The following is a 26671-nucleotide window of genomic DNA, read 5'->3' as shown; positions in this document are numbered from 1 at the left end:
AAAGAGATACCACTGAGGCCACTCGTAGAAGACGAGTTCGATAGACTCGGGATGTACGCACCAAGGCAACGAGGTGTTGAGTCCGCGAGCACTAACTGGCCAAGCCACACATTCATACTACAATCGCATTGGATCCGTGACGCGAGAACGGGTCCGGACGCAAACTGGACTACACGTACATTCGGTCTTGGACACACACCGATATTGGAATGACAACGGTTCGATTCCGTTGATCGGCATTACGGCGGCCACAGCGGCGAGGTGCCTCCCGTACCCATCCCGAACACGGAAGATAAGCTCGCCTGCGTTACGGTCAGTACTGGAGTGGGCGACCCTCTGGGAAATCCGTTTCGCCGCCTCCACTCATATTCGTACTTCAACCCCGCACAGCACCTGCGTTGGCAGTCGCTGTGCGGGGTTTTCTGCGTATATAGCACACGTCCGTCACGGATTCGTCCGGCGATAAATCGACCCATTCCTACTACGGAGGCCAAATATCTCTGGAATGGGACTTACCCAACTGTCTCTGAAACGCGGGTACATGGATTTCGAGACCGGTAGTTCGATGCTCGACACTGTTTGCGAACTTCGTTCCGACTCCTGCCGTCGGTACGTTCTGTACCACGTTTTAGACGGCAACTAGGCCCACGTAGCGGGACTCTCGCTCCAGATCGCTGCACAGGAGCAGGACATACCGATCGAAACTGTAACTCAAGAACAAAAAGGCTCCGTCACGCTATCGTTGCTCCATACCCATCTGCCACAGCACGCTGATCGCGAACTCGTCAGGTACGACCGTCGAAATGGAGATGTCGTAATCGGAGAGAACTTCGACACGGTTCGATCGACTGTGAAACGAGCCAGAGAAGCCGAAGGGGTCGGTTCGAGCGCCGAGGCGGGTTCCGAGTCGTTCCGCTATAGCGATACGGTGACGGAATCGACGTATTTCGATCACCAACAGCGAAGCTAGTGCAGCAGCTCTCGGCGATCAGTAGGAACTGTTGTGCGGAAATGTCACCCGGAACACTAACGTCCAGCCTCATCCCGTGGCGGCGTGCCGCGTCGGCTGGCTAACCCTCGTGCCGGGCGGGAGAACTCGTGGGAGTTCTCCAAGTACGTCTGTCGCGTGCCCGGGTTCGCCGTACTGTCATCGCACCCGAATGGGTCTGCTCGGACGGGGACTGAAGGCACGCACCCCTTCTAAGCGGGCGTCCCGTTTAACTCTTGCAGGCTCGGCCGATCAACGAATCCGTCACCGGGCGATCTATGCGCTCATTCGGGCACCGGCGCCGTCGTGACATTGTTGCTGCCCTCGTTTGTTTCGAGCCACTGATCGTAGGTGTCCGGCTCGACGACGACGATCTCGGCGTCCATCCGCGAGTGGCCGGCTCCGCAGAACTCGGCGCAGACGGCGTCGTAGTTGCCCGGTTCCGAGACGATGGTCCGAGCGCGGGTGTAATCACCGGGGAACGCGTCCTGTTTGATGCCAAGGTCCGGTACGAACAGCGAGTGGACGACGTCGTCACTGCTGAGCCAGAACGTTACGTTTCGATCGGCTGGTATCACGATCTCGTTTTCGGTCGTCACGTTCGATTCTGGATAGGTCGCCTGCCACTCCCACTGGTAGCCACGAACGTGTACCTCCTCGTCGTCGGTCTCGGGGAGGTCGTCGAACGATTCGATATCTTCCTGACTGCCGCTGGTATCGACATCGTTCGCCTGCGACGGTGAGACGTACGGATTGACGAGAACGCTGTACCCAGAGAGACCGACGAACAGGAGGATGATCGCCGTCGCGGCGGTCCAGGTGATTTCCAGGGCGGGGTCCTCGGTAGTCGGCTCGGGATCGTCGTTGTCGTGGAACTTGACGGCCGCGTAGATCAAGATCATGAGGACGAACAGGGTCAGCGGCAGGGCAACGTAGAGCAACTGATACTCGAGGCCGTCGATGAGGTCGCGATTTTCCGATTGTGCGGCGACGGTTCCAGTCAGTGCGAGGAGACTCGAGAGCGCTGCGACGACGAGTGAGGCGATCGTCCGTCGGCGGCTACTCATTGGCGAGGATTCGGGAGCCGGCGTGAAATACCGTCTGCACGATTCAGCTGACTGTCACGATTTCGAACGGCTATAGGAGGGGCATACCCGCTGGGGTGACGTGTAACGGGCGACGAGTGTCACGAAATTGCCAATCCACCTTTATTGGGGTCGATGGTGAGTCCACCGCTATGCACGGCGACGAGCGGTGTGGACGGACGGCCGGGGGTGACGGGCGACGATGAACCGTGCGATCGCCGAGGTTTCGTTGTTCGGGGCCATCGTCGTCAGCTGTCTGCTGGTCGTCCTCTTCGCACAGCGGCTGCGGGCCGAGCCGTCGCCGGACGGTGGCTACGTCACGGGTCGGAAGCGGCGGCTCAGTCTCGCCGACGCGAAGGCGGCCGCCGTTCGCTGGACGACGACGACGAACCACCGCGAAATCGGCTTGCTTTACATCGCGTTCGGGACCCTCGCGGCGATCTGGGGTGGGATCGACGGGATGATGATTCGGACGCATCTGCTGACGCCGGAGGCGAACATCTGGACCGAACAGACGTACAACGAACTGTTCACGATGCACGGGCTGACGATGCTGATCTTCTTCGTCACGCCGGTGTTCTTCGGGATCGGGAACTACTTCCTCCCGCTGTTGATCGGCGCCGACGATATGGCGTTTCCACGACTCAACGCCATCGGGTTCTGGCTGTTGCCGCCCTCGCTGTTGCTCGCTCGGCTAGGGATCGTCGCCGAAGTATCGGGGGCGGTCCTCGCCGTCGTCGTTCCGACCGAGTGGCTGTCGGTTCTGCTGGCGTTTCAGGAGCCCGCGATCGGGTGGACGATGTATCCGCCTTTATCGTTGGCACCGAATCCCCAGACGAATTTTCTCCTCCTCGGACTCCACCTGAGTGGCATCGCGACCACGATCGGGGCGATCAACTTCATCACGACGGTCATTTACGAGCGCGACGAGTCGATCGGCTGGGCGAACCTCGATATCTTCTCCTGGAACATGCTCATCACGAGCGCGATCATCGTCTTCGCGTTTCCGCTGCTCGGGACGGCCCTGCTCATGTTGCTTTTCGATCGCAACTTCGGGACGACGTTCTTCGCGGTCGAGGGGGGCGGCCCCATCCTCTGGCAGCACTTGCTGTGGTTCTGGGGCCATCCGGAGGTGTACATCATCTTCCTGCCAGCGACCGGGCTGATGAGCCTGATCCTGCCGAAGTTCGTCGGTCGGAAGCTGTTCGGGTTCAAGTTTATCGTCTACTCGACGATCGCGATCGGCGTCCTCTCCTTCAGCGTCTGGGCCCACCACATGTTCGTGACCGGCGTCGATCCGCGCGTCCGGGCGAGTTTCATGGCGACGTCGATCGCGATCGCCGTCCCCAGCGCGATCAAGGTGTTCAACTGGATCACCACCATGTGGAACGGGGACGTCAGGCTCGCCGCGCCGACGATCCTCTGTATCGGTTCGATCGGCCTGTTCATCGTCGGCGGCGTCACCGGTATCTTCCTCGCCGTCATTCCCGTCGACGTCATCTACCACGGGACCTACTACGTCGTCGGTCACTTCCACCTCATTCTCATGGGAATCATCCCGCTCATGATGTTCGCCGCGAGCTACTACTGGTTCCCGCTGATCACCGGTCGAATGTACGACCGCCGGCTCGCGATCTTCCAGTCGTCGCTGCTGGTCGTCGGGTCCGCGCTCACGTTCATGACGCTGATGGCACTCGGCTTCCTCGAGCTCCCTCGGCGGTACGCGACCTATCCGGCGGAGTATTCGGGGCTACAGGTCGTCGCGACCGTCGGGGCCTTTCTCATCGGAATCAGCGTTCTCATGTGGCTCTACAACATGCTCTGGTCGTACTTCCAGGGGACGCCGATCGAGACCGCCGACCCGTGGGAACTGAAGGCGACCGAGCAGTTCACGCCCGAGTGGCAGTGGTTCGAGGACCGCCTCGAGCGCGAACGCGGGGTGGCGCCGAGCGAGCCCGACGAGGTTCGGCCGTCGTACGTGCCGGCACGGGAGGACCGTCCGCTGTCGATGTACGCCAGAATCGAGCCGGTCGCGCGGGCGACCGCGAACGACGCCGGTATCGGAGCGGCCGGCGGCTTCGTCGGCACGATGCTGCTGACGGCAGTGCTCCTCGTTGCGGTGGTACTGGGCGTCTTCGATCTCCAAGCCTTCGCGACGCTCGCGACGTTCGTCGGGCTGCCGGCGGATCTCGCCCTGGGATACGGGATCTTCCTCGTCGGCGGAATGACGGTCTGGCCCCTGCTGTTTCTGTCGCTTGGCGAGTACCTGCCGGGCGAGCTGACGCTCGTCACGGGACTGTGGTACGCGACGGTCATCGCGTCGGGGTTCGCGCTCGCCTTTTACACCGGGCAGACCGGGCTCGAGATAGTCGCGTACCTGCTGTTCGTCCTGCTCGCACACTGGATCTACGGACTGGGCCTCGCGGGAACGATCGCGTATCTCGGCGGCCGTCAGCGCCGTCCGTCGACAGGGGAGGACGAACAGCGATGAGCGCCGGTGACGACTCGTCTTCCGATGCGACCGAGCCGCCCGCGACCGACGAGACGGGACCGGTCGAGCCGACGACGTCGTCCGAGTCGCTGGTGTTGACCTACGCCGCGCCTTTTCTCGGCGTCCTCCTGATCGCTTCCGGCCTCCCCCTCGCGATTACCGGCGGCTACGTCGTCGTTCAGGACGGAATCGGACTCTGTGGGACCCCCAGTATCACGGCCGATCCCGTCGCCGAGGGCGAGACCCCGCCGGAGACCGTCGAAACGCTGCCTGCCGCGGCGCTCTCGCCGGCCGAACGAACGGCCCTCGAGGAAGCGATCGACAGCCCGCTTCAGGAGGCGAACGTCGACGGCGAGATGGCGAACAGAGAGGCGCTGCTCGAGGGGGCGATCGTCGAGTACGAGGGCGAACGCTACTACGTACAGATAACCTCGCAGAACTCCTGTCTCGAGGTCGCGCCGCTGCTGTTCCCGATCGGGGGGATCGCGATACTCGTCGGAATCGCGGGCGTCTTGACGCCGCCGATCTACCGGAAGATGGCGGGGTTCGAGGAACGGATGCGAGGCGAACGGACGGAGTGAGCGCTCTGGCGGTCTCCGCCCACACGGTCGGCGAGAGCAGCGAGACGCATCGCTCTCGCCACTGGAAGGGACGACACACGAGGGACGACGGAGAGAACGGCGGTTCGATGGCGGAACCCCGACTCAGCGAAACGGATCGCGTCGAATCGCAGTGATGGCGACGAGATGCGGCGGCTTCAGTCGCTCGATTCGCCGGTTCCGCTCGACTGATCGGTTCTGTTGGGTTCGTTGTTCGTCATCGGGTCGGGTCCGGGCGCGACGACGTCGCCGTCACCCGGCTGTTCGGCGGCGTAGGAGAACTGGCCCTTGCCGTCCGGCGCCTCGCCCTGGGTCCACGGGTACTCGGGGTCCGGTTGTTCCTCGCGCCGGGTCGAGATGAACGTGTAATTGACCGCTTGATTTTCCTGTTCCTGCGGGAAGCTCGCGGGGACCGGAACCGGATCGTCGAGCGTGTCCAGGGCCTCGAGCCACTGGTTCTGGTGCATGGTGTCCCGAGCGATCAGGTAGGAGAGCATGTCCTTCATGCCGGGGTCGTCGGTGTACTCCCAGAGCCGCGTTGCGAGGGTCCGACCGGTCGCCTCGGCCATCACGTTCGCGTAGAGGTCGCCGGCGAGGTTGCCCGACGCGGCGATGTAGGCCCCGGTGAACGGGACGCCGTTGCTGTCGACGGGCATCGCCGACTGGCCGGCAGAGAGGAACTGTCGCGGGTTCTGACCGGTCATCGCCGCGGCCGTCGCCGCGGTCTCCTGGGCCTCCTCGCTCATCTGCGTTGGCGAGCCCCTGAGGTTCTTCGTGACGGCCGACGCGAGCATTTCGATGTGGCCCAGTTCCTCGGCCGCCGTCTCCATCAGCAGGTTCCGGTACTCCTCGTACTCCTCGGGCAGCGCCCAGGCTTGAAACATGTACTGCATGGCGACGCGCATTTCGCCTTCCTGGCCGCCGATGGCCTGCTGGAGCAGTTTCGCGAAGTGCGGGTCCGGTTCTTCGACGGTGACCTCGTACTGCAGTTCCGGTTCGTGAAAGAACATCCACTGATCCCTGCCGCTACCCAGTAAGTTAAAAGACTGTTACGAATTGCGAAGAATCTTCCATCGACTGGTAATAGCCGCTGCTTCTTGGTCAGCTGTGGCGGGAAAAGCGTCGAAACGTACGATATCGGCGCTCGAAGGATTTCCGCGATCGTTGTGGCAACGTAGTACAGGATTATACCGACACCGGCGGTCGGGAGCAGTGCATGAGCGGGACAGCTGGTCGACGTCACGACGCGTGTTCGTCACGTACGGCGCAGTGTCCTCGCCGACGGCGAGTCAGTCGATCGCGGTGTATAGTGATCGCCTACGAGCACGCGCCGTCGTATCCCGACGCGATCGTCGAGCCGGATCGGTCGGTCGAGTTCGGGGGCGTCCGGGGATCGCACGGGACTGCCGACCGGCGGTTCGTTACCGTCAGCCTCGAGTGAGGCGGCCGGTCGCTGCGGGCCGACGCGTTCGTCGAAACCCGACGGTCACCGCGATCGGCCACCGGGTTTTTCCCCGCTGGCTGTGGTACGAATCGGTCCCCGAGGTGACCCCGGTGGGAAACAACGACGACAAACAACGAGCGGCGGCGAAATGTGACCACTGCGGGGAGATCGGCATCGTTCAGGTCCGGCCCGACGGCAGTTTTCAGCCGCTCGGCCAGTCGGATTTCTGTGACTGCGAGCCGTCGGCGCTACAGGTTCTCGAGACGGATCTCGATCACGACGAGATCCCGTAGACGCGTTCGCGAGCGGTGCTCGCGGATCGCCGGCACGGCTCACACTGACGCGCCGACGTAGAGGACGATCACGAGGAAGAGCCAGACGGCGTCGACGAAGTGCCAGTACAGGGAGACGGTCGCGATCGACGTATCGCGATTCGGGCCGTAGTGGCCCCGGAGCGCTCGCCAGCAGAGGACGGCGATGCCGCCGACGCCCAGCGTGACGTGGAGCCCGTGGAGCCCGGTCAGCCCGAAGAAGGCGGTCCCGAAGACGCCGCTCGAGAGGGTAAAGCCCTCCGCGGCGATGAACTCGTAGTACTCGTAGGCCTGTCCGGCGAGAAAGACGAGTCCGAGGACGAGGGTCGTTCCGAGGAGTCCGAGGAAGCGCCGCCGCTCGTCGTCTTCGAGGGCCTCGTGCGCGTAGTGGAAGGTAACGCTGCTGGCGACCAGGATGGCGGTGTTGACGATTACGAGGGAGCCGAGCAGGGGCGGTAACTCCTCGGGTGGCCACGCCCCGACTCTGACGAAGAAGTAGTAGACGAACAGCGCGCCGAACGTCGAGACGTCGGTCGCGAGAAAGACCAGCGTCGTCGAGACGTACGAATCCCGGGACTTTGGGGCCCCCTGCGGGTCGCGAGCGGGTGCCAGGAACGCCTGATCGACCCAGCCCGCGACGCCGGCCAGCAGGACGATGGTCCCGACGACGGCGAGACCGACGCCGAGCAGCGGCGGGACGAGACCGGTTTCGTTCCCGAGGATATAGCTGGCGACCCCGCCGTAGAGCCCGGCGGCCCCGGCGGCGGCGACGAGCGGCCATCGACTCCGGTGCTCGTGTCCGTGGTCGTCGTGATCGCCGCGGCCCCGGTGGTCGCCGTACTCTTCGGGTGACTGTCCCTCGGGAACGCGATGGCCGGAGCCGTCGGCTCGCGGAGCGTGCTCGTCGGGCGGATCGGTGTGTCCACCAGTGCCCATGGGCCCGCTTCCACGTCGATCCGGAAAAAGGATGACCGCGTACAGGCAGTGAGGCCGTTGTTACATGTTCGACCGCCGGAATCACGACCGCGAGCCGGCGGGCTCAGTAGAAGTAGTCGTCTTCCGAGAGCTGGACGTAGCCGCCGTCGCGGTACGCGAACTTTTTGCGCTTGTACGTCGCGAGGATCTTCGCGGCGTCGAAGCCGGCGGAGTACTTCCTGCTGACCAGTCCGTCGCTCGGGCCGGTGCCCTGCATGTCGTTGATCGTGTCGAACGCCCAGTCCCAGTCGTCTGGTCCGTAGTCGGCGACGATGTCGGCGAAGGCGACGTTGCGCAGGATCTCGTCGCCGATCGCGCGTTTCCAGACGTCGTTGTAGTTCGCGATGGCGTCCGTCGCGGCGAGTCGCCCCGCGATCTTGCCGGTGCGAACGGCGACGTGGTAGCCGCCCTCGTGGAACGCCGAGGTGGTTCCCATCGCGCCGCCGGCGACGGCGATGTTCGCCCCGACGGGCGACTCGATCGGTCGCGTCGAGGAGATCGGATAGGTCTCGGTCCCCTTCGACTTGCCGCGGTCCTCGACTCGCGGGATGTCCGCTTCGACGTCGTACTCGTCGCCGTACTCCTGCTCCAGGAGGCGGCTGATGTACTCCGCGCCCGAGGGAATCCCCTCGTCGTCGGGTCGCAGGAGCGCGTACGATCCGGGGTCGGTGACGTCCTCGAGGCTCATCCCGATCGGCATCGTCAGCCCGACGCGAGCGACCGTGCCGTCGTTCGGGAAGACCCAGGGATAGGCCGTTTCGCCGGGCATGTATCCCCACCAGAACAGAAGCCGATCCTCGAACTCATCGAACAGTTCGGGCGGGAACTCCCGGTACTCCTGATAGGCGATGTGGTTCGCCTCCGGTGGCGAGAGGTGGTCCGAGACGCTCCGGCCGGGCGCGGTGAACTGATCGAGGGCGTCGAGGGTGATCCGCCGTTGCGGGCCGTCTGCGAGGACGACGTACTGGGCCTCGATTTGCTCGCCGTTCGAGAGCGTCAGCGTGTGGGTGGGCCCCTTCGAACTCGAGGACCGGAGGTCGGTCTCGAGGTCTTTCACGCCGACGCCGACGCGCAGGTCGGCGCCCGCGTCGGCCGCGCGCTCGTGGAGCCAGTCGTCCATGCGCGCGCGGTGGAAGGTGTATCCGAACTCGGGGTAGCTCGCCTCCATCCCGGTCGACGTCAGCTCGACGCGACTGTTCGGGCCGACGAACTCGGTCGCCTCGAGTTCCCGGTGGATGACCTCGTCGGGAATCTCCCGGTAGTCGAACCCCATGATATCGATCCAGTAATCCAGCATCCCGGCCGCGTCGGTCGAATCGGGCCCGGGGCCCTCGCGGTCCTCTCGGGGCACCCCCTGCTCGAAGAGAACCGTCTCTGCGCCGTGGGCGGCCGCCCGTTCGGCCGCGGATGCACCGGCGGGGCCGCCGCCGACGATCGCGACGTCTACGCGTTCCATACGCCGTGGGGACTCAGTGAGCCATTATAAAAACTGCGAGGCGACTATCCGTGCGGCTGATCGGTCCGTCGTCGTTCCGAATCGAACGCGTGCTGGCGGGGGTGGACGCTGGTGGCGCGGCGAACGACGGACGGTCGCGGTCTCGGACCGACCGCGAGCCGATCGGGGTGCCGAGAGACGAACCCTTTTGATCGCATCGGACGAGGGAACGGACATGAGCGATGCCGACGCGCCGGACGTGCTCGTGCTCCGGAAGGGCACCCACGGAACGCCGATCGAACAGTACGCCGACGCGATCCGCGCCCGCCTGCCGGATCACACCGTCGCACTCGCCCGAACGCCGGCCGAAGAGCGATCGCGGATCGAAACCGCGCGCTTCGTCACCGGCATGACTCTCGAGCCGGAACTGCTCGAGGCCGCCGCCGACCTCGAGGTGTTCGCCTGTGCCTACGCGGGGACCGGGCACCTGCCGCTCGACGAGCTCGCGGATCGCGGCGTCGCGGTGACGAACGCCTCCGGGGTCCACGGGCCGAACATCGGCGAGCACGTGCTGGGCGCGATCTTGCACTTCACCCGGCGGTTCCACGTCGGCGCGCGCCGGCAGCGCCGCCGCGAGTGGCGCCACTACAAGGCCCACGAACTGCAGGGATCGACGGTCACCGTCGTCGGACTCGGGGCGATCGGCCGGGCGGTTTGCGAGCGTCTCGAGCCGTTCGGCGTGGACACGATCGGCGTGCGCTACAGCCCCGAGAAGGGCGGCCCGACGGACGAGGTGATCGGGTTCGAGGACGAGGCCCTCGACGACGCGCTCGCGCGGACGGACTACCTCGTGCTCGCCTGTCCGCTCACGGAGACGACGCGCGGACTGATCGATCGCGAGGCGTTCGTCACGATGGACCCCGAATCGGTGCTGATCAACATCGCCCGCGGTCCGGTCGTCGACACCGACGCGCTCGTCGCCGCGCTGCGTTCGAACTGGATACGCGGTGCCGCGCTGGACGTCACCGATCCCGAGCCGCTGCCGGAGGACCATCCGCTGTGGGGCTTCGAGAACGTCCAGATCACGCCCCACAACGCGGGGCACACGCCGAAGTACTACGATCGGTTGGCCGACATCGTCGCCGAGAACCGCCGCCGGTTCGACGAGTCAGACGCGGTCACGGACTTCGAGAATCAGGTGCTGCCCTGACCGGACCGGCGTTCGCCCCGTCGGCATCCGCTCGACCGTCCGTCGAGCCGTCCGGGCATCTTTTTGAGCCCCTGCATCGAACCACGCGTATGGAACTGTCACGTGCCGATAGCACCGATCGAAGATCGCGGGGCGAAACGGAGGGTGTCGCTCGATGTCGCTGACGTTCGACGGGACGGTCCTCGTCCCCGTCGCCGACCCCGACGACGGGGAGCGGACCGCCGCGGCGCTCGCCCCCTATCTCTCCCCTTCGAGTACGGTGCTCGTCGTCAACGTGATCGAAAAGGCCGGCGGCGCGCCAGACAAGGCCTCGGTGGAACAGCGCGAGGAGTACGCCAGGGAAATCTTCGAGCGCGCCCGCGGACCGCTCGCGGAACGGGCCGGATCGGTCGAGACGGCGGTCCTCTTCGGTACCGACGTCGTCGAGACGATCTTCGAGGCGGCGGTCGACCGAAACGCCGACGCCGTCGTCTTCGAGCCGCGCGAGGGGCGCCGGTTCGTGGAACTGCTCACCGGCGACGTGGCTCGTCGGTTAGTAAAAGAGGCTCGGGTCCCCGTGGTCGCGCTGCCGGAAGACGACGGGTAGCTGGGTCAACTGCGGTACGTTCTGTCGTCGCCGATACCTGCTCGCTCGTCTCGGCTATTCGGCTACTCGGCCGTCTCGGTCCCTTGGCCGCTCGAGAGCCGCCGCTAGAGGGCGTCAGCGAGCTCGATTCGGCCGGTCCGATCGACTGCGATTCGATAGCCGGCGTATTCGAACGTCACGCAGCCGACGGACTGCTCCCGCTCCGCCGTCGATCGGAACAGCGAATCCAGCGCGGACGGATCGATGACGTCGTACAGCGGCCCGAACTCGTCCGCGAGCTCGAGGGTGTCCAGTTCGGTCGCCGACGCGATCGCCGCGAGGACCGCTTCGCTGGGCGGCTGTTCGGGCTCGGCTTGATAGGCGTCGCTCGGATCTCGTAGTCGCGACTCGCAGGGAGGGGTCTCGGTTTCCATACGTCTCGTACGGCTGCCACGGGGGAAACGATCCCGATTGGAGGATCAACGTTTTAAGACGGGGCACCATCTCGGAGCGTGGTTCGGAGCAAGTTTGCCTGCCCGCGTCGGAGCCGAGCGGACAGCGCCTGGTCCGAGATTCCCAACTCGTCCGCGACCGCCGTCAACGTCGTCGACCGCGGAACGTCGAAGTAGCCCTCTTCGAGGGCGACCACGAGCGCTTCCCGCTGTCTGTCGGTGACGCCGTACCGATCGCCGGTCCGATCCGATTCCTGAAAGATTCGCTGAATTCGAAACGGAATGTCTTTCTCGTGACAGACGTCGCGATACGCGAACAGGGCCTCTCGCGTCGGGACGCGAGCGCGGATCTGGGTGTCCTCCGTGACGGTGATCTCGTGATAGCCGATATCGTACTCCGCCGCCGTGGGGTAGGTCAGATGCGATTGCCCGCGTTCCGAGAGCGTGACGCTGTAGAGGCGATGACCGTTCGGTTCCTCGAGGCGGGTATACGCGCGGACCGTGTCGTCGTCGTCGAACGCCGTCTCGACGCTCCCGAGGTCGTCCCCGTACACCCAGCAGATGAGTTTCGTCTCCCCCGTCGCAGACTGATAGATCTCTTCGACGTCGATCCTCGAGACGGCGTCGACGGTCCGTCGAAGAATCGGCGTCGCGATTTCGAACTCGACGATGAGCGTCATGGAGCGTTCCTACCATCGATCTACGGCGGGGATCGGTTTATACTGAAGCACTAATTACCGAAATTCGGAACCGCCGCTCTCGGGCACGCTGATCGGGACGCGGTCGTTCGAACCAGCCGCGAGTACGGAGCGCGAAAAGACGACACCGAGAGGAGGAGGGGAGGGATTCGGCCAGCCGACGGCAGACGGCAGACGCCGAACGACACCCGCCCTAGATGTAGCCGTTCTCGAGCAGGAGTTCGCCGTTCAGCACGCTCGCGCCGGCGGCACCGCGGATCGTGTTGTGGGCGAGACAGTTGTACTGCAGGCCGAAGGGCGACTCCTGGAGGCCGCCCGCGGCGATGGCCATCCCGTCGCCGAGCGTGCGATCCATCCGGGGCTGGGGTCGGTCGGGCTCGTCGAAGACGTGGATGAGCGGGTCCGGCGAGGAACGCAGGTCCAGCGACGGGTACTCGCGCATGGCCTCGGCGGCCGCGTCGGCGGTAAGTTCGTCCTCGGTCTCGACCCAGACGTTCTCGAGGTGGCCGTCGATGGTCGGGATGCGGTTACAGGAGGCCGCGACCGACATGCCGTTGTGCGACAGTTCGGCGCCGTCGAAGGTCCCGAGCAGTTTCCGGGACTCGGTCTCGAGTTTGTCCTCCTCGCCGCCGATGTAGGGGATGGCGTTGTCGATGATCTCCATCGAAGTGACGCCGTCGTAGCCCGCGCCGGAGACGGCCTGGAGCGTCGAGACGTGGACCTTCTCGAGGCCGAAGTCGGTCAGGGCCGCCAGCGTGGGGACGAACGTGATCGTCGAGCAGTTGGGGTTCTTGACCATCGCGCCGTCCCAGCCGCGCTCGTCGCGCTGGACCTCGAGCAGGTCGAGGTGGTCGGCGTTGACCTCCGGGATCACGAGGGGGATGTCGTCGTCCATCCGGCCGTTCGAGGAGTTCGAGGAGACGACGTACCCGTCCTCGCAGAACGGGGGCTCGACCTCCGCGCCGATACTCGACGGGAGCGAGGAGAACAACATGTCGACGTCGTTGGGCACCTCGTCGGGATCGGTCGCAGTGACGGTCATTTCGGCGACGTCCGCGGGAATGGGACTGTCGACGCGCCACTTCGCGGCCTGTCGATACGTCTTGCCGGCACTGGATTCGCTCGCGGTGAGTGCTGCAATCTCGAAATCGGGATGGGGATCGAGCAGCTGAATCAGTCGCTGTCCAACGGCGCCGGTCGCACCGAGTACGCCTACTCGTACTGCCATTTTCCGCCACTCCGAGTCGTGTCCGCAAAACCGTTTGGGTTTTCGGTAGCAGGTGTCAATCGGCGGAGTTGCTCGCACGGCGTCGGCGCCGGCCGGCCGCCGCGGGCCCAGCGGCGCTCGACGCAATCTCCTGTGGGCGAATAGAAGATATTAAGAAACGGGAGCGGCACCTAGCGACCGATGCACTACCGACAGGATCGATGCGAGGCCGCCGGCCAGAGGTGGTCCCGATGACGAGTTCGACCGCGAGTACCGGTGACCGGGGACTGCTCGAGACGCGGTTCAGTATGGGTGCGGCGGCCGTCGCGGCCGTCGCGGGGCTCCTTGCCCTCGCCTTCGGTTGGCTGGGGTATACCGACGGGGTACTGCCGGTGATCGGCTTCCAGCTGGACATTCTGACGGGAATAGTCGGACTGCTGTTCGGCTTCGCTATCGCGATGGTCGCGGCCGTCGCCGCGGTCTACATGGAGCCCGGTTTCGACGAATAGAACCGTTTTTCGCTGTCTCTCGATCGACGACGAAACGGGACGAGCAGGACCAACCGGATTCGGCGACTCGACTTCTCGAGGATCGACTCGACGGCCGCGGCTCGTGATCGATGGAAGCGACGCGCTCGAGGCGAGAATACCGACTTATGCGGGAACTTCAGCGCCTTTCTTCCGGGTCACGTAGCCGGCGATACGGTTGCGGACGCCCTTGGATTCGACGTTGGTGAGTTTGGTGACGCTCTCTTTGTTCTGTTCGAAGTCGGTCGTGAACGCCTCCGGGTACCGTTCCAGGAGGAGGTTCCCGGTCTTCTTGACGTAGGCCGGTTTGATTGCCATATGGGACGGTTCCGTCCAGAGGCTCTTAATCCCTTTCTCTTCGGTGCTCCGACGGCCCGGCCGGTCGGCGTCGCGTACTGGGTCGGTATCGCGCCCCTCACCACGTCGTGTGGTCGCGTACGCGCTCGAGCGCCTCACGCTCGCGCGGTCCGCCGGCGCGGTCCACGACGTCGGCGCAGTACGCGAGGCGGTCCCGCAGTTCGCGCTCGTCGTACTCGGGGACGGCGAGCCGCGACGCGGCGACGGTCGCCTCGACGACGGCACCGAACCCGCGGTCGATCGTCGGAACGGTTTCGCGCTCGACCGCCGACTCGAGGGGGCGGAGGGTCCACTCTTCCCACTCGGTGTCGCCCTCGCTCCCCGCATCGACCCGGTCGACGGCCACGCGCGCCCAGGCGTTCGCGGACTCGAGGACCGGTTCCTCGCGTTCGACGATCGAGAGGGCGGCGTCGGCGAAGTCGACGGGGTCGTCGACGAACTGGACGTAGCCCGTCCCCTGCCGGTGGAAGTTCCGACGGGTGCGGGTGTTCCCCCACGTCCGCGCGGTGACGGGATCGCCGGCGTGGAGGCCGAGCGCCGCGGCGTTCCACAGCCCGTTCGGACCCAGCGTCGTCACGACCGATTCGGTGACGCCGGCGAGCGCGACGGGCCACTCCGCGGGCCCCGTCGACTCGCCCTCGCGGTCGGTTCCCGCGTTTCGATCGTCGCTCACGGTGCGATCGCCCCGTGCTCGAGCGCGACGAACAGGCCGGCCGCGGTGACGTCCGCCGTCGTTCCGGGGTTGATTCCCCGCGCGACGAGGTCGTCGGCGAAGGACTCGACGGCGTCTCGGTCCGTCTCGAGGGCGTCGTCCTCGAGCAGCGCCGCGGCGCGGTCGGTCACGTCTCGAGCGGTATCCTCGTCGTGGCGGGTCGCCACGAGCGTGTCCGGTCGCTCGGCGAGGAGCGAGAGGAAGACCGCCGCGGTCCGATCGGCGACCGGTCCGTCGGCGTCGGCGAGTCGTTCGGCCGCGGCGAACGATCGCTCGAAACCGCGGACCCATTCGCGAGCGACGTCGTCGCCCGGCACGCTGCGATCCATGATCTCCAGCAGCGTCAGCCCGCGCTCCTCGAGCGCCGGAATCGCGTCCGTGCCGCGGCGGACGTCCAGGGCGGCCATGTCCTCGGGTGGATCGTCGACCGCCACGTCGACGTGCTCGAACGCGCGGTAGAACGACGCCGCGTCGCCGACGGTCGTCTCCCGCACGACGGATTCGACGACGGGTTGGGACAGCTCCTCGCGGGCGGCGCGGACGAGCGGGACGAGCAACAGCAGCGATCCGAACTGCGTGTTTCCCCCTTGCTGGGCGGCCATGCCGCTGACGGCCCGCTCGAACGCCGGGCCGACGGCCGCGCCGTCGGCCGCCAGTTCGAGCCCGTCGCGGGCTCCCACCGCCCCCGCGAGGAAGTGTTCGAACCGCAGGTCGTCGAGGTCCCGGTGGCGGTCGACGTTCCCCGGCTTCGGGGTCCCCGCGACCTCGAGGAGCAGCGCCAGTTCCGCGTTCTGAGCCGACGTTCGCATGTGTCCCGTTGCGTTCCGGCGGGGCTTAGGGGTGGGGGTTGTCGCGCTCGACCGGCGGTCGTCGGCCGTCGCGGTCGGCGGGCGACCGTCCACCGTCGAACGGGGTCGCCGCCCACTCGATTTATGTGCCGAAACGGAAATCAACCACGTATGGGCTACGACACTGCCGCGAAGACCGACCCGGAGTCAGTCATGGACGAGGAGTGGGGCGGAATGTGGTTCCTCAAGGACGACCTCGACACGGCGGAGCTCGGCGTTTCGGTCCTCGAGCTCGAGCCCGACGGCAAGGGAATGGAACACGACGAGACCGACTCGGGGCAGGAGGAGGTCTACTACGTCGTCGAGGGAACGGTCGAGATCGAACTCGCCGACGCCGACGAGACGGTCGCGCTCGAGGCGGACGAGCTGATCCGACTGGATCCCGAGGAGACGCGTCAGATCCACAACCGCGGCGACGAGCGCGCGAAGCTCGTACTGATCGGCGCGCCGCTCTGACGGTCGCCCGCGCTGGAGCCGCGGTGTGTGGTCGTCGTCGCGATATCTCTTCGACGGCGAACCGCCGTCGCTAGGCGACGATGTCCGCCCAGACGAGCCGGTGGTCGGACGCCCTCGAGACGTCGTCGCCGAGGCCCCGCTCGTTCGCGGCGTCAGCGGGCCAGACGACCGACGACCGCCGGATCGAGAGGTCCGGCGACGGAAGGACGTAGTCGATCTGTTCGACGACGCCGTCGAAGTCGCCGCCGAACCGGGTCGCGTACGGGTTCCCCCGCTGTGCGCCGCCCGGACTGGTCGGCAGCCGGCAGGTGTCGAAGTCGTCGTTGGCGAAGAGGAACGTCGTCGCGGGGTCGAGCGGCCGATCGGTCCGGGGACCCGCGTTCATGTCGCCCAGCAGGACGTACGACGCGTCGTCCTCGAGGCCGCCGCTCACGCCGCTGTCGTCGTAGATGTAGTCCGCGCCCGCGACGTAGTCCGCGAGGAACCGAACTTCGTCGTGATTCCACCGTCCGTTGAAGTTTTCGGGGCCGTCAAACCCCGGCGGCGTCGGATGGGCGAACAGCCCGTGGACGAGGTCCCCGTCCACGTCGAACGGCACGTCGATGTGGGTCTTCGAGGAGAGGCGGAACACCTCCCGCTCCTCGGCGGTGAGGTAGCGTTCGGCGTCGTCGCCGGCCGATTCCTCGGTGACGATCAGGTTGTCGGGCATCTCGTCCCAGCGGAACTCCTGGAACGAGCGGATTCCCTCCTTCCGGATCGGGTAGCGGCTGGCGATCGCGAACGCGTAGTGGCCCGGGTACTCCCCGAATCCGAACGCGTCGCCCGGTCGCTGCCCGCGCTCACCGTCCTTGTCGAAGTCGTACGGATCGTCGGGCAGTACGCCCGTATTGCTGTCGGGCTGTAGCGTGTGCGGGTAGTCGATCCCCTCGAGATCGTCGCGCTGGGGAACCGACAGGTAGTTCTCGACGAACGCGTCGATGTTGGTGCGATCCGTCCGCTCCCCTTCCTGGATGTTGTTGGTGAGTTCGTTGACGACCAGTACGTCCGGCCGAACCTCCTGGATAATTCGGGCCGCGGCTTCCGCCTGCTCGTCGCCCGGCTCCTGGACCTGCCCGGTCTCGAGTTCGATCACGTTGAACGCCGCGTACCGGACGGCGGTGGGTGCTCGGCCGCCGGTCGCGCTCGCTGTGCCGGTGATCCCCGTCGATGCGATCGCTGCACCGGTCGCCGTCACGAACTGACGCCTGGTCGCGTCTCGGACCATACGGGATGATAATCAGATATTACCAAAAACCTATGGTCGACTCGGCCGTCGATCCCGGGCTATCGGGACCGGTTCGAATCGGGCCTACTCGGTCGCCGCGAGTCCCAGCCGCCGGTCGACCGCCTCGCGAACGCGCTCGAGCACGACCGGATTGTCGCTGGGCCGACCGACGCTCACTGCGTCGGCACCGTAGTCGACGTACTCGCGGACGGTCTCGTCGTCGCGGACGCCGTTGTTGGCGATGACGAACAGCTCGGTCGCGTCGACCACGTCGGCGACGACGGACTCGCTGTCCATCGCGTCGACGTGGACGAAGTCGGCACCCGCGGCCTCGAGCCCCCGCGCCAGTTCCGGCAGGTCGACGCCGGGAACCTCCGCGCGAACCTTCACGCCGACGGTCGCGCCGGTCTCGGCGGCTCGGTCGACGGCTTCGGCGAGGCGCTCGCCGTCCCGCAGGAGCGTCTCGCCACAGCCGACGGCACGGAGTTCGTCCTGTCGACAGTGGGCGTTGATCTCGAGGTACGCGTCTCGGTCCCGACAGACGCGGGCGGCCTCGGCGACCGGCTCGACGGTCGCGCTCCGGACGTTGAACGCCGGCTGGATCGGCGTCTCCGCGAGGGCCTCGAGTTCCCGGTCGATGAAGGCGAGCGGATCGTCCGGCAGGAACTCGTTGCGGTCGCGGTCGACGAGCTCTCGAGCGGCGGCTCTCGCGTCCGCGTCGAGGGCGATCCCGCCGAGGAACGCGGCGCCCGCGTACGCCGCGCCGGCCCGTGCCCAGTCGGCGTCGGCCTCGCCGCTGAGACTCGCGAGCGCGAGCGGCGGGACGAACGACGGTGTCGAGGACACGTCAGATCACGCGGCCGATCGCGTCTTCGACCGCGCGGACCACTCGCGCGGCGTCCCCTCGGGTGTCGATTCGGATGTCGGTCTCGACCGTCGGTCGATCGAAGTCGGCGTCGTCGCTCTCGTCGATCACGAAGGCGTCCGCGAACGGGTAGGCAGTCGCCAGCCCGTCGGTGCTCGGATCGGCGTTGACGGCCTTCATGAGGTCGCCCGCGGGTCCGGAGAAGGCGTCGTCGCCGAGGAACGGGGAGACGGCGACGACGGTCGTCTGGGCGAGCGCGTCCGCCACGCCCGGCAGCGCGAGCATCGGGCCGATGCTGGTGACCGGGTTCGACGGGCCGATGACGACGGTGTCTTCGAGCGCCTCGAGGACGCCCGGTGCGGGCTCGGCCTTCGAGGAGCCGCGGAACTCGACGGTGTCGACGCTCGGCTCGCCCTCGCGGGCGACCCAGTACTCCTGGAAGTGCATGAGGCCCTCGTCGGTGTGGACGAGGCTGGCGATGGGGTCGTCGCTCATCGGGAGCAGATCGATCGTCAGTCCGAACGCGCCGGCGAGACGCTCGGTCACCTCGCTCAGCGTGTACCCCTCGTCGAGCAGGCTCGTCCGCGTGATGTGGACGGCCCGGTCGCGGTCGCCGATCGTCATGAACTCGGCGACGCCCGAGAAGCGCCGCCAGTTCGCGAGCTCGCGGCTCCCGGTCTGATCTTCTTCGGGAAGGTACTGCGGGCCCGTCGGGAGGTCCGCGGCCTCGGCGATGTCCATCAGCGCCGAGTTGGTTCGGTGCGTGTCGCTCTTGATTCCCCACCACGTCTCTCGGTCGAGGATCCCACCGCCCTGAAACAGCAGCGTATCGATGTCCGGCGAGATGAAGAGCCCGCCGAGTTCGATGTCGTCGCCCGTGTTGGCGACGACCGTGGTCTCCTCCGGCGAGAACGCGGCTGCGGCGCCGTCTAACAGCTTCGGCGTTCCCGTGCCGCCGGAGAGGAAGGTTACCATACGCACAACTCTCGAGCGAGACTACTTAATCGCTTTCGGCCGCGGCCGCTCGAGGCCGCGCGTCACGAGTCGGGTCGTTCCGCACCGGCCCGTCGAGCGCCGAGCTGTGAGCGCAGTTCGTCCACGTCGTCGATCGCCCACGCTTCCGATATCTGCACGTCTTCGACGCTGAAGACGACGATGCCGGCTGTTTCGACCTCGGTTCCCGTCGCCGGCACGCCGAAAACTGCCGCTTCGTGCGTTCCCGAAAACCGGTACCGGACGACGACCCGATCGGCCGTCGTGATCGCGTCCTCGATCTCGTTTCGCAGGTCCGGAAACGCCGCGTACCAGTCCGCCCACGCAGTTCGCAGTTCGTCGACCGTGTACGCGCCGTCCGTCCCGTGGTGGAGCACGTAATCGTCGCTGACCGCGTCGGTGTCGAGCGCCTCGAGGTCGCCGTCGTTCCAGACGGCCGCGAAGTAGTCCCGAACGAGTCGCTCGTTTCGGTCTTCGATCGTCGGCTCGGCGGGCTCGGTCGCCGAGGGGCCGCCCATCACTTCGCTCCCGCTCGCGGCGCGACGTTCTGGTTCGACCGGAACAGGTTCTCCGGGTCGTATTTCGTCTTGACCTCGACCAGCCGATCGTAGTTGTCGCCGTAGAGCAGTTTCGCGGGGTCTTCGTTGAGTCCCGGGAAGTTGCCGTAGCGGCCGGACGCGACCGGCAGCGCCTGCACGTCGGCGAACACCTCGCGGGCCCAGCTCACGTTCGCGTCGTCGTCGTCGGAGTCCTCCCAGTTCGCCTCGACGGTGAGCATGTACGGCTTGTCCCGGTGCCAGAACGCGGTCGCGTCCTGTGGAACGTCCGCGACCGCGTCGCCGAGGTGCCAGCAGTCGATCGTCGAGAGCGCCGACGGGGCCGAGTCGTTGTACCGGACCATACGGTCGAAGACCTCGTCGGTGAGTTCTTCGAGGAAGATCGACTTCCAGTAGTATCGCAGCCCGTCCGGGTAGTCCTCGTCGAGCATCGACTGGAGGTCGGCGTAGGCCATCGGCCCGCTCATGTCGGCGATTGGCGTCGCGACGTCGCGAAGCGATTCGAAGACCTCGCCGTCGGCAGCCGAGTCGTCGCGGGCGGACCCGAGGAACGCGACCGCCGGTTCGCCCCACGTCTCCTCGGGGAACTCCTCGAGCTCGGGGACGTGGGCGGTGAACGCGAGGACCCCTGCGTCTCGGGGCGCGGTCTCGGTCCACTCCTCGAACGCCGCCATCGCCGCGGCGGCGGCGTCGCCGTGGAACCAGACGAAGAAGGCGTACACCTCGGGGCCGACCTCGTGGAGCACGTACTCGAAGCCAGTGACCACGCCGAGGTTGCCGCCGCCGCCGCGGACCGCCCAGAAGAGGTCCTCGTTTCGGTCGGCGCTGGCGGTTCGCACCTGTCCGTCGGCGGTCACGATCTCGACGCTGCCCAGGTTGTCCAGCGCCAACCCGTACTGTCGACTCAGGTGACCGTAGCCGCCGTTGAGGGTCAATCCGGCGATCCCCGTCTGCGAGACGGCACCGAGTGCCGTCGCGAGGCCGAGGCGCTGCGTCTCCCGGTCGACGTCACCGAGCGTCGCACCGCCTTCGGCGCGGACGGTCCCCGCGTCGCGGTCGACCCGAACGCCGTTCATGGCCGAGAGGTCGACGACGAGGCCGCCGTCGCAGACTGCCGTCCCGGCCACGTTGTGACCGCCACTCCGGACCGCGAGCTCGAGGCCGTGTTCCCGGGCGAAGGTCACCGCCGTGACGACGTCGACGACGCCGGAACAGCGCGCGACGAGCGCCGGATACTTGTCTATCATCCCGTTCCAGATCGCCCTCGCGTCGTCGTATCCCTCGTCGGATGGACGCAGCACGTCGCCGTGGAATCCCGAACGAAAGGATCGAACGGCGTCGTCCGGGAGCTCCTCGAGCGCTTCGTCGCCCGCCGATTTGTATGCTGTTCCCATACGACACGATATGCCGTAAGCGGAGATAAAGTAGTAGTATATATAACACGATGGTCCATCGGGTGGACACGTCTGCGCGCGCGATGGAACGCGACCGTTGGCCGAATACCGATCGAGGGAACGGCCGTACGGAGAACCGGGCCCTCGACGCGCCAGTTCTCGAGTTCGTCCCGACGGCGGACTGATCTAAATTATTAATTATGTGTGACTATATCTCTGAGCGACGCGTACGGACAGTGAGGGACAATGGCAGTGACGACCACACCCGTAGACGACGGTGTAATAGACGGATTCGGCGAGGGCCTCCACGGCGAGTTGCTCCGGCCGGACGATCCGAACTACGACGACGCGAGGGCGATCTGGAACGGGATGATCGATCGCTATCCGGCACTCATCGTGCGAGCGATGGGCGTCTCGGACGTGATCGCGGCGGTGACCTTCGCCCGCGAGCAGGAGCTGGTCCTCGCGGTTCGCGGCGGGGGACACAACATCGCGGGAAACGCGGTCTGCGACGACGGGCTGATGCTCGACCTCTCGGCGATGCGGTCGGTTCGCGTCGATCCGGCTGAGCAAACGGCTCGAGTCGAGCCGGGTGCGACCCTCGCCGATGTCGATCAGGAAACGCAGGCGTTCGGGCTGGCGACGCCGCTCGGGATCAATTCGACGACGGGCATCGCGGGGCTCACGCTCGGCGGCGGGTTCGGGTGGATCACCCGCAAATACGGCATGACCGTCGACAACCTGCGCTCCGTCGACGTCGTCACTGCGGACGGTGAACTGCGGCACGCGAGCGAGGCGGAGCACCCGGATCTCTTCTGGGGAATCCGCGGCGGCGGCGGCAACTTCGGCGTGGTCACCGCCTTCGAGTTCGACCTCCACGAGGTCGGCCCCGAGGTGCTCGCCGGGATGGTCGTCTATCACGGCGCGGACGCGCCGGAGGTCCTCCGGCACGTTCGGGATTTCAACGAGACCGCACCGGACGAGTCGACGGTCTGGATGGTTCTCCGCAAGGCACCGCCCCTTCCGTTCCTGCCGGAGCGCGTCCACGGCGAGGACGTGGTCGTGGTGGTCCCGTTTTACGCCGGCGACATCGCCGACGGCGAAGCGGTGCTGGCCCCGGTTCGCGAGTACGGCGAGCCGATCGCCGACACCGTCGGTCCGGTCCAGTACGCGGCGTTCCAGCAAGCGTTCGATCCCCTGCTCACCGAGGGCGCCCGGAACTACTGGAAGTCACACAACTTCAGTGCGATCTCGGACGACGCGATCGATACCATCGTCGACTACGCGCGGGATCTGCCGACGCCCCTGTCCGAAATCTTCTTCGGACAGCTCGGCGGCGCGATGGGCCGGGTACCGGCGGACGCGACTGCCTTCCCGCACCGCGATGCGGCGTACGGGATGAACGTCCACACGCGCTGGGAGGACCCCGCGATGGACGACGAGTGTATCGCCTGGTCCCGAGAGTTCTTCGACGCGATGGCTCCGTACGCCACCGGGGGAGTCTACGTGAACTTCATCAGTGAGGACGAAGGCGAAGAGAATCTCGCCTACGGCGAGAACCAGGACCGGCTGGCCGAGATCAAGGCCGCGTACGATCCGGAGAACCTGTTCCGGATGAACCAGAACGTCGAGCCGGCCCGGTAATTTCTTTTTCGGACCGCTACCGACGGTCCTCGAACCGCTAGTCGCCGATCCAGTCCGCGAAACTCCCCTCGAGCAGCGTCTCCGACTGTCGACGGACGTACTCGCGTTGCATCGTCGCGATCGCCTCGTCGAGGGCCGCGCCGTCCTCGAGGGCTGTCTCGACCCGTTCGCGCTTCCAGCGCGCGGGCGTCGTCCGCTGGCGGACGCGCCGCCGAAGTGGGTAGAGGTACTTCGCGGCGTCCTCTTCGCTCAGGCCGCGGTTGGTCAGCCCGTCCTCGGCGTGAGCCAGCAGGTCCTCGTAGACTGCGAGGGCGTCGGACGTCTCCTTCCCGTCGTTCGTGATCCATGTCAGATCGGCCGCGAGCCCGTCGACCATCGCGGCGTAGAAGTTCTCGCGGGCGAGTTGCCAGTCGAGTTCGACGACGGGGTGCTCGAGCCGGGTGAGACTCTCCATCAGGCCGGCGAAGGCGGCGAGGAAGGAGACGGAGTCCCGAACCGTGGGCTGGGCGGGGATCGGACGGAACTCGATGCGGGCGTTGGCCGCGGAGCGCGTGGGGCCGCCGAAGACCGGGCGGACCCACCGCCAGTAGGTGCCGTGTTTGCGGCTGAAGTGGGGGAACTGATCGTCGAACCGCTCGCCGGGCTCGACCGGCATCGGGACGATCGTGTCGTCGTCGGCGACCCGATCGATCGCCTCGTCGACGGTCTCTAAGTCGTGGGGAAACCGGACTTTCCCTTCCCCCGTCGTGGGATCGTTGAGCACGGTCTCGAAGATGCTGATGCGGTGTTCCATCCAGCTGTCACGGAGGATCTCGTCGGCGGTCGCGTCGTCGTCGTAGAGGTCGGCGGGGAAGAACGGGGAGTTGACCCCGAGCGCGAGGAGGGGGCCGGCGATCCGCAGCGCGTAGTTGAAGTAGTCGGGGAGATCGGGGGCGTGAGCGACCTGATAGTGGGGCTGTATCGACGTGATCAGGCTCTCGGGCATGACGGTATCGCCCTGGAGCGAGACGTGGGGCGCTTCGATGCGCATCCCCGCCGACTCGGCCTGATCGGTGTTGGCCATCGCGTGGTAGCGGGCGGAGTCGCTCATGTTCGTCGCGATGCGGATCGTCCGCTCGGTCCCGTCCGGTGCGGTCGCCGTCCGCTCGACGCTGTCGGTGAGGTAGGTCGCCGCCGTCTCGCCCTCGGGTGGAATTGTCCAGAGCGCGTCGCTGACCAGCCGCATCCGCTCCGACTGGGTCACGTCGAGTGCGGTCTGCAAGCGAGCCTTGACCTCCGACTCCTGGGCGGCCAACCCGGGCGCGTTCAGCGGCTGGGGACTCGTCGTCATCTCCGCGTTGTGCAGCCCGAGTTCCTTCTCGAACCCGATCAGCTCGAGTAATCGCCGGGGGACCCGCCGTAACGCGCCGTCGTCGGCCTTGACCGCGTAGAACTCGTACTCGAGGCCGACGATGGCCTGCGGGTTGTCGAAGACTCCGTCCTCGACGGCGTCTTTGATGACCGCCGCGTCTGCCCGGGCCTGCTCGCGGAAGTCGGCCGCGTCGACCGTCAGCACGTCCGCGACCCGCTCAGCGAGTTCCTCCTCTGGCATACCTCCGAGTGAGTGGCCGATTGTCTTTAAAGCACGTCTCTCGATCCCGATCCCAATCGGTCTCAGAACCGTTTTACTCCCTGCGGCGATACATCCCGCCGATGGAGTTCGCCACGTTCGCCGACCGCGCCGGGACGATCGACGCCGAACCTGCCGACCTCGAGATCGTCGCCCACGTTCGGGAGCTGCTCGCCGAGGCCGGCGACGAGATCGAGATCGTCGCACGCTTCGCGCAGGGGCGGGTGTTTCCGGCCTGGGACTCGACGACGCTGGACGTCGGGCCGAGCGCGTGTTACGAGGCGATCGCCCGCGCCGCAGGGACGAACGTCGGCGCGGCCGACGTCGAGGATCGCCTCGCCGACGTCGGCGAGATCGGCGACGTGGCGGCGAGTTACGAGTTCGGCGGCCAGCAGGGGCTGGGCGCGTTCACCGGCGGGGACGGTGCCGGTGACGACGGCGGCTCCGGCGACCTCACCGTCCGCGAGGTCGCCGACACGCTCGCGGAGCTGGCCGCCGCCGAGGGCCCGGGAAGTCAGGATCGCAAGGTCGACCTGCTGTTCGGCTTGTTCAACCGCTGCTCGAGCGAGGAAGCGCGCTACCTCGCGCGCATCGTCCTCTCGGAGATGCGTATCGGCGTGGGCGAGGGGACGGTCCGGGACGCCATCGCCGAGGCGTTCGACGTTCCCACCGATCGCGTCGAGCGCGCCCTGCAGGTCTCGAACGACTACGGGCGGGTCGCGCGGATCGCACGGGACGAGGGGGTCGCGGGGCTCGACGCGATGGACCTCGAGGTGGGCCGGCCCGTGCAGGCGATGCTCGCGCAGGCGGGGACGGTGACCGAGGCGCTCGAGGAGTGGGAGACGGCTGCCGTCGAGTGGAAGTACGACGGGGCGCGGATCCAGTTGCACCACGACCCGCGGACCGAGGGGGAGACTCGCGTCTTCTCGCGGAATATGGAAGCCGTTACCGAGGCGCTTCCCGAAGTGGTCGAGTTCGCCGCGGCGCAGCTCGAGGTCCCCGCGATCCTCGACGGCGAAGTCGTCGCGATCGACGAGGACGGCTCGCCGCTGCCGTTTCAGGAGGTACTCAAGCGGTTCCGGCGCAAACACGACGTCGCGAAGGCTCGCGAAGACGTCTCGGTCCGACCGGTCTTCTTCGATTGTCTCCACGCCGACGGGACCGACCTGCTCGAGGCCCCGCTGACGGCGCGCCACGATCGGCTCCGGTCGGTGCTGGCCGGGTCCGACGCGGGACCCGGCGACGACGAGGACATCGACGGATTGTCCCTGCTCCGGCGGACCGACGACCCCGACGAAATCGAGTCGATCGACGCCGACGCGCTCGAGGCCGGCCACGAGGGGATCATGCTGAAGAACCCCGACTCGGCCTACTCGCCGGGGCGGCGCGGGAAACACTGGCGGAAACGGAAACCGGACGTGGAGACGCTCGACTGCGTCGTGACCGGTGCCGAGTGGGGCGAGGGACGGCGGGCGACGTTCCTCGGGACGTTCGAACTCTCCGTTCGCGACGGTGACGACAGCGAGGAACGGCGTTCCTCTGGCTCTGCGGTGGAACCGCAGAACCTCGAGACGGTCGGCAAGGTCGCGACCGGGATCACCGACGAGAAACTCGCGGAACTGACGGCCCTGCTCGAGCCCCACATCGCGGCCGAGGAGGGGCAGGACGTCGAACTGGAGCCGGCGGTCGTCTTCGAGGTCGGCTACGAGGAGATCCAGTCCTCGCCGACCTACTCGTCGGGCTACGCGCTTCGATTCCCGCGCTTCACGGGCGTGCGTTCGGACAAAGACCCTGGCGATGCAGACTCGCTCGAGCGGCTCGAGCGCTTGCAACAACGATAACCGTGTCTCCCGGTTCGAGAGCCGAGCGATCCGGCCGACTCGCGAGCGGGCCGCGGTCGCGCACCTCGAGCGTGGTCGGAGTGACGGGCTGGATTCGGCGCGCTTCCTTCCGATACAATTCACAACTAATATAACGACGATCTG

At 66.5% G+C, this 26671-nt stretch carries 26 protein-coding genes, 2 rRNA genes and 1 pseudogene; 13 read left to right on the top strand and 16 right to left on the bottom strand.

The features are described 5' to 3' along the window. From BMX07_RS24820 to BMX07_RS25760, 3 genes and pseudogenes are all read left to right on the top strand, one after another. A 23S ribosomal RNA gene (locus BMX07_RS24820) occupies positions 1 to 115 on the top strand; the annotation flags it as partial. A gap of 125 nt (positions 116 to 240) precedes the next feature. Further along, a 5S ribosomal RNA gene (rrf, locus tag BMX07_RS05310) occupies positions 241 to 362 on the top strand. 299 nt (positions 363 to 661) lie between these two features. Continuing rightward, positions 662 to 970 (top strand): annotated as a pseudogene (locus BMX07_RS25760) (DUF7344 domain-containing protein); the annotation flags it as partial. A gap of 302 nt (positions 971 to 1272) precedes the next feature. Here BMX07_RS25760 and coxB read toward each other — a convergent pair. After that, positions 1273 to 2055, bottom strand: a complete 783-nt coding sequence (coxB, locus tag BMX07_RS05305) for a cytochrome c oxidase subunit II (protein ID WP_090614694.1) — start codon at positions 2053 to 2055, stop codon at positions 1273 to 1275. Between the two features lie 220 nt (positions 2056 to 2275). Between coxB and BMX07_RS05300 the strand changes: the two genes are divergently transcribed. Beyond that, positions 2276 to 4564: a DUF6789 family protein gene (locus BMX07_RS05300; RefSeq protein WP_090614691.1), complete on the top strand. Its 2289-nt coding sequence runs from the start codon at positions 2276 to 2278 to the stop codon at positions 4562 to 4564. Continuing rightward, entirely contained in the window at positions 4561 to 5145 is a 585-nt protein-coding gene (locus tag BMX07_RS05295; RefSeq protein WP_090614687.1) for a DUF7979 domain-containing protein, read from the top strand. Before BMX07_RS05300 ends, BMX07_RS05295 begins: the two co-directional genes overlap by 4 nt. 176 nt (positions 5146 to 5321) lie before the next feature. Here the strand turns inward: BMX07_RS05295 and BMX07_RS05290 are convergent, their stop codons facing one another. Continuing rightward, positions 5322 to 6173, bottom strand: coding sequence for a manganese catalase (locus tag BMX07_RS05290; RefSeq protein ID WP_090614682.1), 852 nt, complete (start codon positions 6171 to 6173; stop codon positions 5322 to 5324). A gap of 299 nt (positions 6174 to 6472) precedes the next feature. Here BMX07_RS05290 and BMX07_RS25410 point away from each other — a divergent pair, with 299 nt between their 5' ends. Next, positions 6473 to 6604 (top strand): hypothetical protein, encoded by a 132-nt coding sequence (locus BMX07_RS25410; protein WP_281246929.1) that lies wholly within the window; start codon positions 6473 to 6475, stop codon positions 6602 to 6604. A gap of 113 nt (positions 6605 to 6717) precedes the next feature. Continuing rightward, positions 6718 to 6900, top strand: coding sequence for a hypothetical protein (locus tag BMX07_RS05285; RefSeq protein ID WP_090614930.1), 183 nt, complete (start codon positions 6718 to 6720; stop codon positions 6898 to 6900). Between the two features lie 39 nt (positions 6901 to 6939). Here BMX07_RS05285 and BMX07_RS05280 read toward each other — a convergent pair whose 3' ends face one another. Further along, positions 6940 to 7854, bottom strand: coding sequence for a cytochrome c oxidase subunit 3 (locus BMX07_RS05280; protein WP_090614677.1), 915 nt, complete (start codon positions 7852 to 7854; stop codon positions 6940 to 6942). A 103-nt stretch (positions 7855 to 7957) separates the two neighbouring features. Then, positions 7958 to 9349: an NAD(P)/FAD-dependent oxidoreductase gene (locus BMX07_RS05275; RefSeq protein WP_090614674.1), complete on the bottom strand. Its 1392-nt coding sequence runs from the start codon at positions 9347 to 9349 to the stop codon at positions 7958 to 7960. A 214-nt stretch (positions 9350 to 9563) separates the two neighbouring features. Between BMX07_RS05275 and BMX07_RS05270 the strand changes: the two genes are divergently transcribed. Together BMX07_RS05270 and BMX07_RS05265 are read left to right on the top strand one after the other, a co-directional pair. After that, a complete protein-coding gene (locus BMX07_RS05270; protein WP_090614927.1) occupies positions 9564 to 10538 on the top strand; it encodes a D-2-hydroxyacid dehydrogenase in 975 nt (324 codons plus the stop codon). Between the two features lie 154 nt (positions 10539 to 10692). Next, complete coding sequence (locus BMX07_RS05265) at positions 10693 to 11124, top strand: universal stress protein (RefSeq protein ID WP_090614671.1); 432 nt, start codon at positions 10693 to 10695, stop codon at positions 11122 to 11124. Between the two features lie 104 nt (positions 11125 to 11228). On the opposite strand, the gene BMX07_RS05260 is transcribed toward BMX07_RS05265, so the two are convergent. The 3 genes from BMX07_RS05260 to asd form a co-directional block, all read right to left on the bottom strand. Beyond that, a complete protein-coding gene (locus BMX07_RS05260) occupies positions 11229 to 11537 on the bottom strand; it encodes a HalOD1 output domain-containing protein (RefSeq protein ID WP_090614669.1) in 309 nt (102 codons plus the stop codon). A 53-nt stretch (positions 11538 to 11590) separates the two neighbouring features. Next, positions 11591 to 12235 (bottom strand): helix-turn-helix domain-containing protein, encoded by a 645-nt coding sequence (locus BMX07_RS05255; RefSeq protein WP_090614666.1) that lies wholly within the window; start codon positions 12233 to 12235, stop codon positions 11591 to 11593. A gap of 211 nt (positions 12236 to 12446) precedes the next feature. Continuing rightward, positions 12447 to 13481, bottom strand: a complete 1035-nt coding sequence (gene asd / locus BMX07_RS05250) for an aspartate-semialdehyde dehydrogenase (RefSeq protein WP_090614662.1) — start codon at positions 13479 to 13481, stop codon at positions 12447 to 12449. Positions 13482 to 13702: 221 nt separating this feature from the next. On the opposite strand from asd, the gene BMX07_RS05245 reads away from it, so the two are divergent. Then, positions 13703 to 13969, top strand: a complete 267-nt coding sequence (locus BMX07_RS05245) for a hypothetical protein (protein WP_090614659.1) — start codon at positions 13703 to 13705, stop codon at positions 13967 to 13969. Between the two features lie 144 nt (positions 13970 to 14113). Here the strand turns inward: BMX07_RS05245 and BMX07_RS05240 are convergent, their stop codons facing one another. From BMX07_RS05240 to BMX07_RS05230, 3 genes are all read right to left on the bottom strand, one after another. Further along, positions 14114 to 14305: a 30S ribosomal protein S17e gene (locus BMX07_RS05240; RefSeq protein WP_006184283.1), complete on the bottom strand. Its 192-nt coding sequence runs from the start codon at positions 14303 to 14305 to the stop codon at positions 14114 to 14116. A 97-nt stretch (positions 14306 to 14402) separates the two neighbouring features. Further along, positions 14403 to 15017, bottom strand: coding sequence for a DUF447 domain-containing protein (locus tag BMX07_RS05235; RefSeq protein WP_090614656.1), 615 nt, complete (start codon positions 15015 to 15017; stop codon positions 14403 to 14405). Beyond that, entirely contained in the window at positions 15014 to 15865 is an 852-nt protein-coding gene (locus tag BMX07_RS05230) for a triphosphoribosyl-dephospho-CoA synthase (RefSeq protein WP_090614653.1), read from the bottom strand. Before BMX07_RS05230 ends, BMX07_RS05235 begins: the two co-directional genes overlap by 4 nt. Positions 15866 to 16015: 150 nt before the next feature. On the opposite strand from BMX07_RS05230, the gene BMX07_RS05225 reads away from it, so the two are divergent. Next, entirely contained in the window at positions 16016 to 16360 is a 345-nt protein-coding gene (locus BMX07_RS05225) for a cupin domain-containing protein (RefSeq protein WP_090614650.1), read from the top strand. Positions 16361 to 16430: 70 nt separating this feature from the next. On the opposite strand, the gene BMX07_RS05220 is transcribed toward BMX07_RS05225, so the two are convergent. From BMX07_RS05220 to BMX07_RS05200, 5 genes are all read right to left on the bottom strand, one after another. Next, a complete protein-coding gene (locus BMX07_RS05220) occupies positions 16431 to 17624 on the bottom strand; it encodes an endonuclease/exonuclease/phosphatase family protein (RefSeq protein WP_090614647.1) in 1194 nt (397 codons plus the stop codon). Between the two features lie 84 nt (positions 17625 to 17708). Beyond that, positions 17709 to 18470: a tRNA-dihydrouridine synthase gene (locus tag BMX07_RS05215; RefSeq protein WP_090614644.1), complete on the bottom strand. Its 762-nt coding sequence runs from the start codon at positions 18468 to 18470 to the stop codon at positions 17709 to 17711. Position 18471: 1 nt separating this feature from the next. Beyond that, complete coding sequence (cofD, locus tag BMX07_RS05210; RefSeq protein WP_090614639.1) at positions 18472 to 19464, bottom strand: 2-phospho-L-lactate transferase; 993 nt, start codon at positions 19462 to 19464, stop codon at positions 18472 to 18474. 62 nt (positions 19465 to 19526) lie between these two features. After that, positions 19527 to 20000, bottom strand: coding sequence for an ester cyclase (locus BMX07_RS05205; RefSeq protein ID WP_090614635.1), 474 nt, complete (start codon positions 19998 to 20000; stop codon positions 19527 to 19529). Beyond that, a complete protein-coding gene (locus tag BMX07_RS05200; protein ID WP_090614632.1) occupies positions 20000 to 21433 on the bottom strand; it encodes an FAD-binding oxidoreductase in 1434 nt (477 codons plus the stop codon). The genes BMX07_RS05205 and BMX07_RS05200 overlap by 1 nt, the downstream gene beginning before the upstream one ends. A 246-nt stretch (positions 21434 to 21679) precedes the next feature. Between BMX07_RS05200 and BMX07_RS05195 the strand changes: the two genes are divergently transcribed. Further along, entirely contained in the window at positions 21680 to 23077 is a 1398-nt protein-coding gene (locus BMX07_RS05195) for an FAD-binding oxidoreductase (RefSeq protein WP_090614629.1), read from the top strand. Between the two features lie 37 nt (positions 23078 to 23114). Here the strand turns inward: BMX07_RS05195 and BMX07_RS05190 are convergent, their stop codons facing one another. After that, positions 23115 to 24668 (bottom strand): glutamate-cysteine ligase family protein, encoded by a 1554-nt coding sequence (locus tag BMX07_RS05190; RefSeq protein WP_090614626.1) that lies wholly within the window; start codon positions 24666 to 24668, stop codon positions 23115 to 23117. Positions 24669 to 24769: 101 nt separating this feature from the next. Here BMX07_RS05190 and ligA point away from each other — a divergent pair, with 101 nt between their 5' ends. Further along, positions 24770 to 26527, top strand: a complete 1758-nt coding sequence (gene ligA / locus BMX07_RS05185) for an ATP-dependent DNA ligase LigA (RefSeq protein ID WP_090614623.1) — start codon at positions 24770 to 24772, stop codon at positions 26525 to 26527. The last annotated feature ends 144 nt before the right edge of the window (positions 26528 to 26671 follow it).

Source organism: Natrinema salaciae (assembly GCF_900110865.1).
GTDB lineage: Archaea > Halobacteriota > Halobacteria > Halobacteriales > Natrialbaceae > Natrinema > Natrinema salaciae.
The sequence above is the reverse complement of the archived record's forward strand: the minus strand, read 5'-3'. Positions and strand labels throughout refer to the sequence as shown.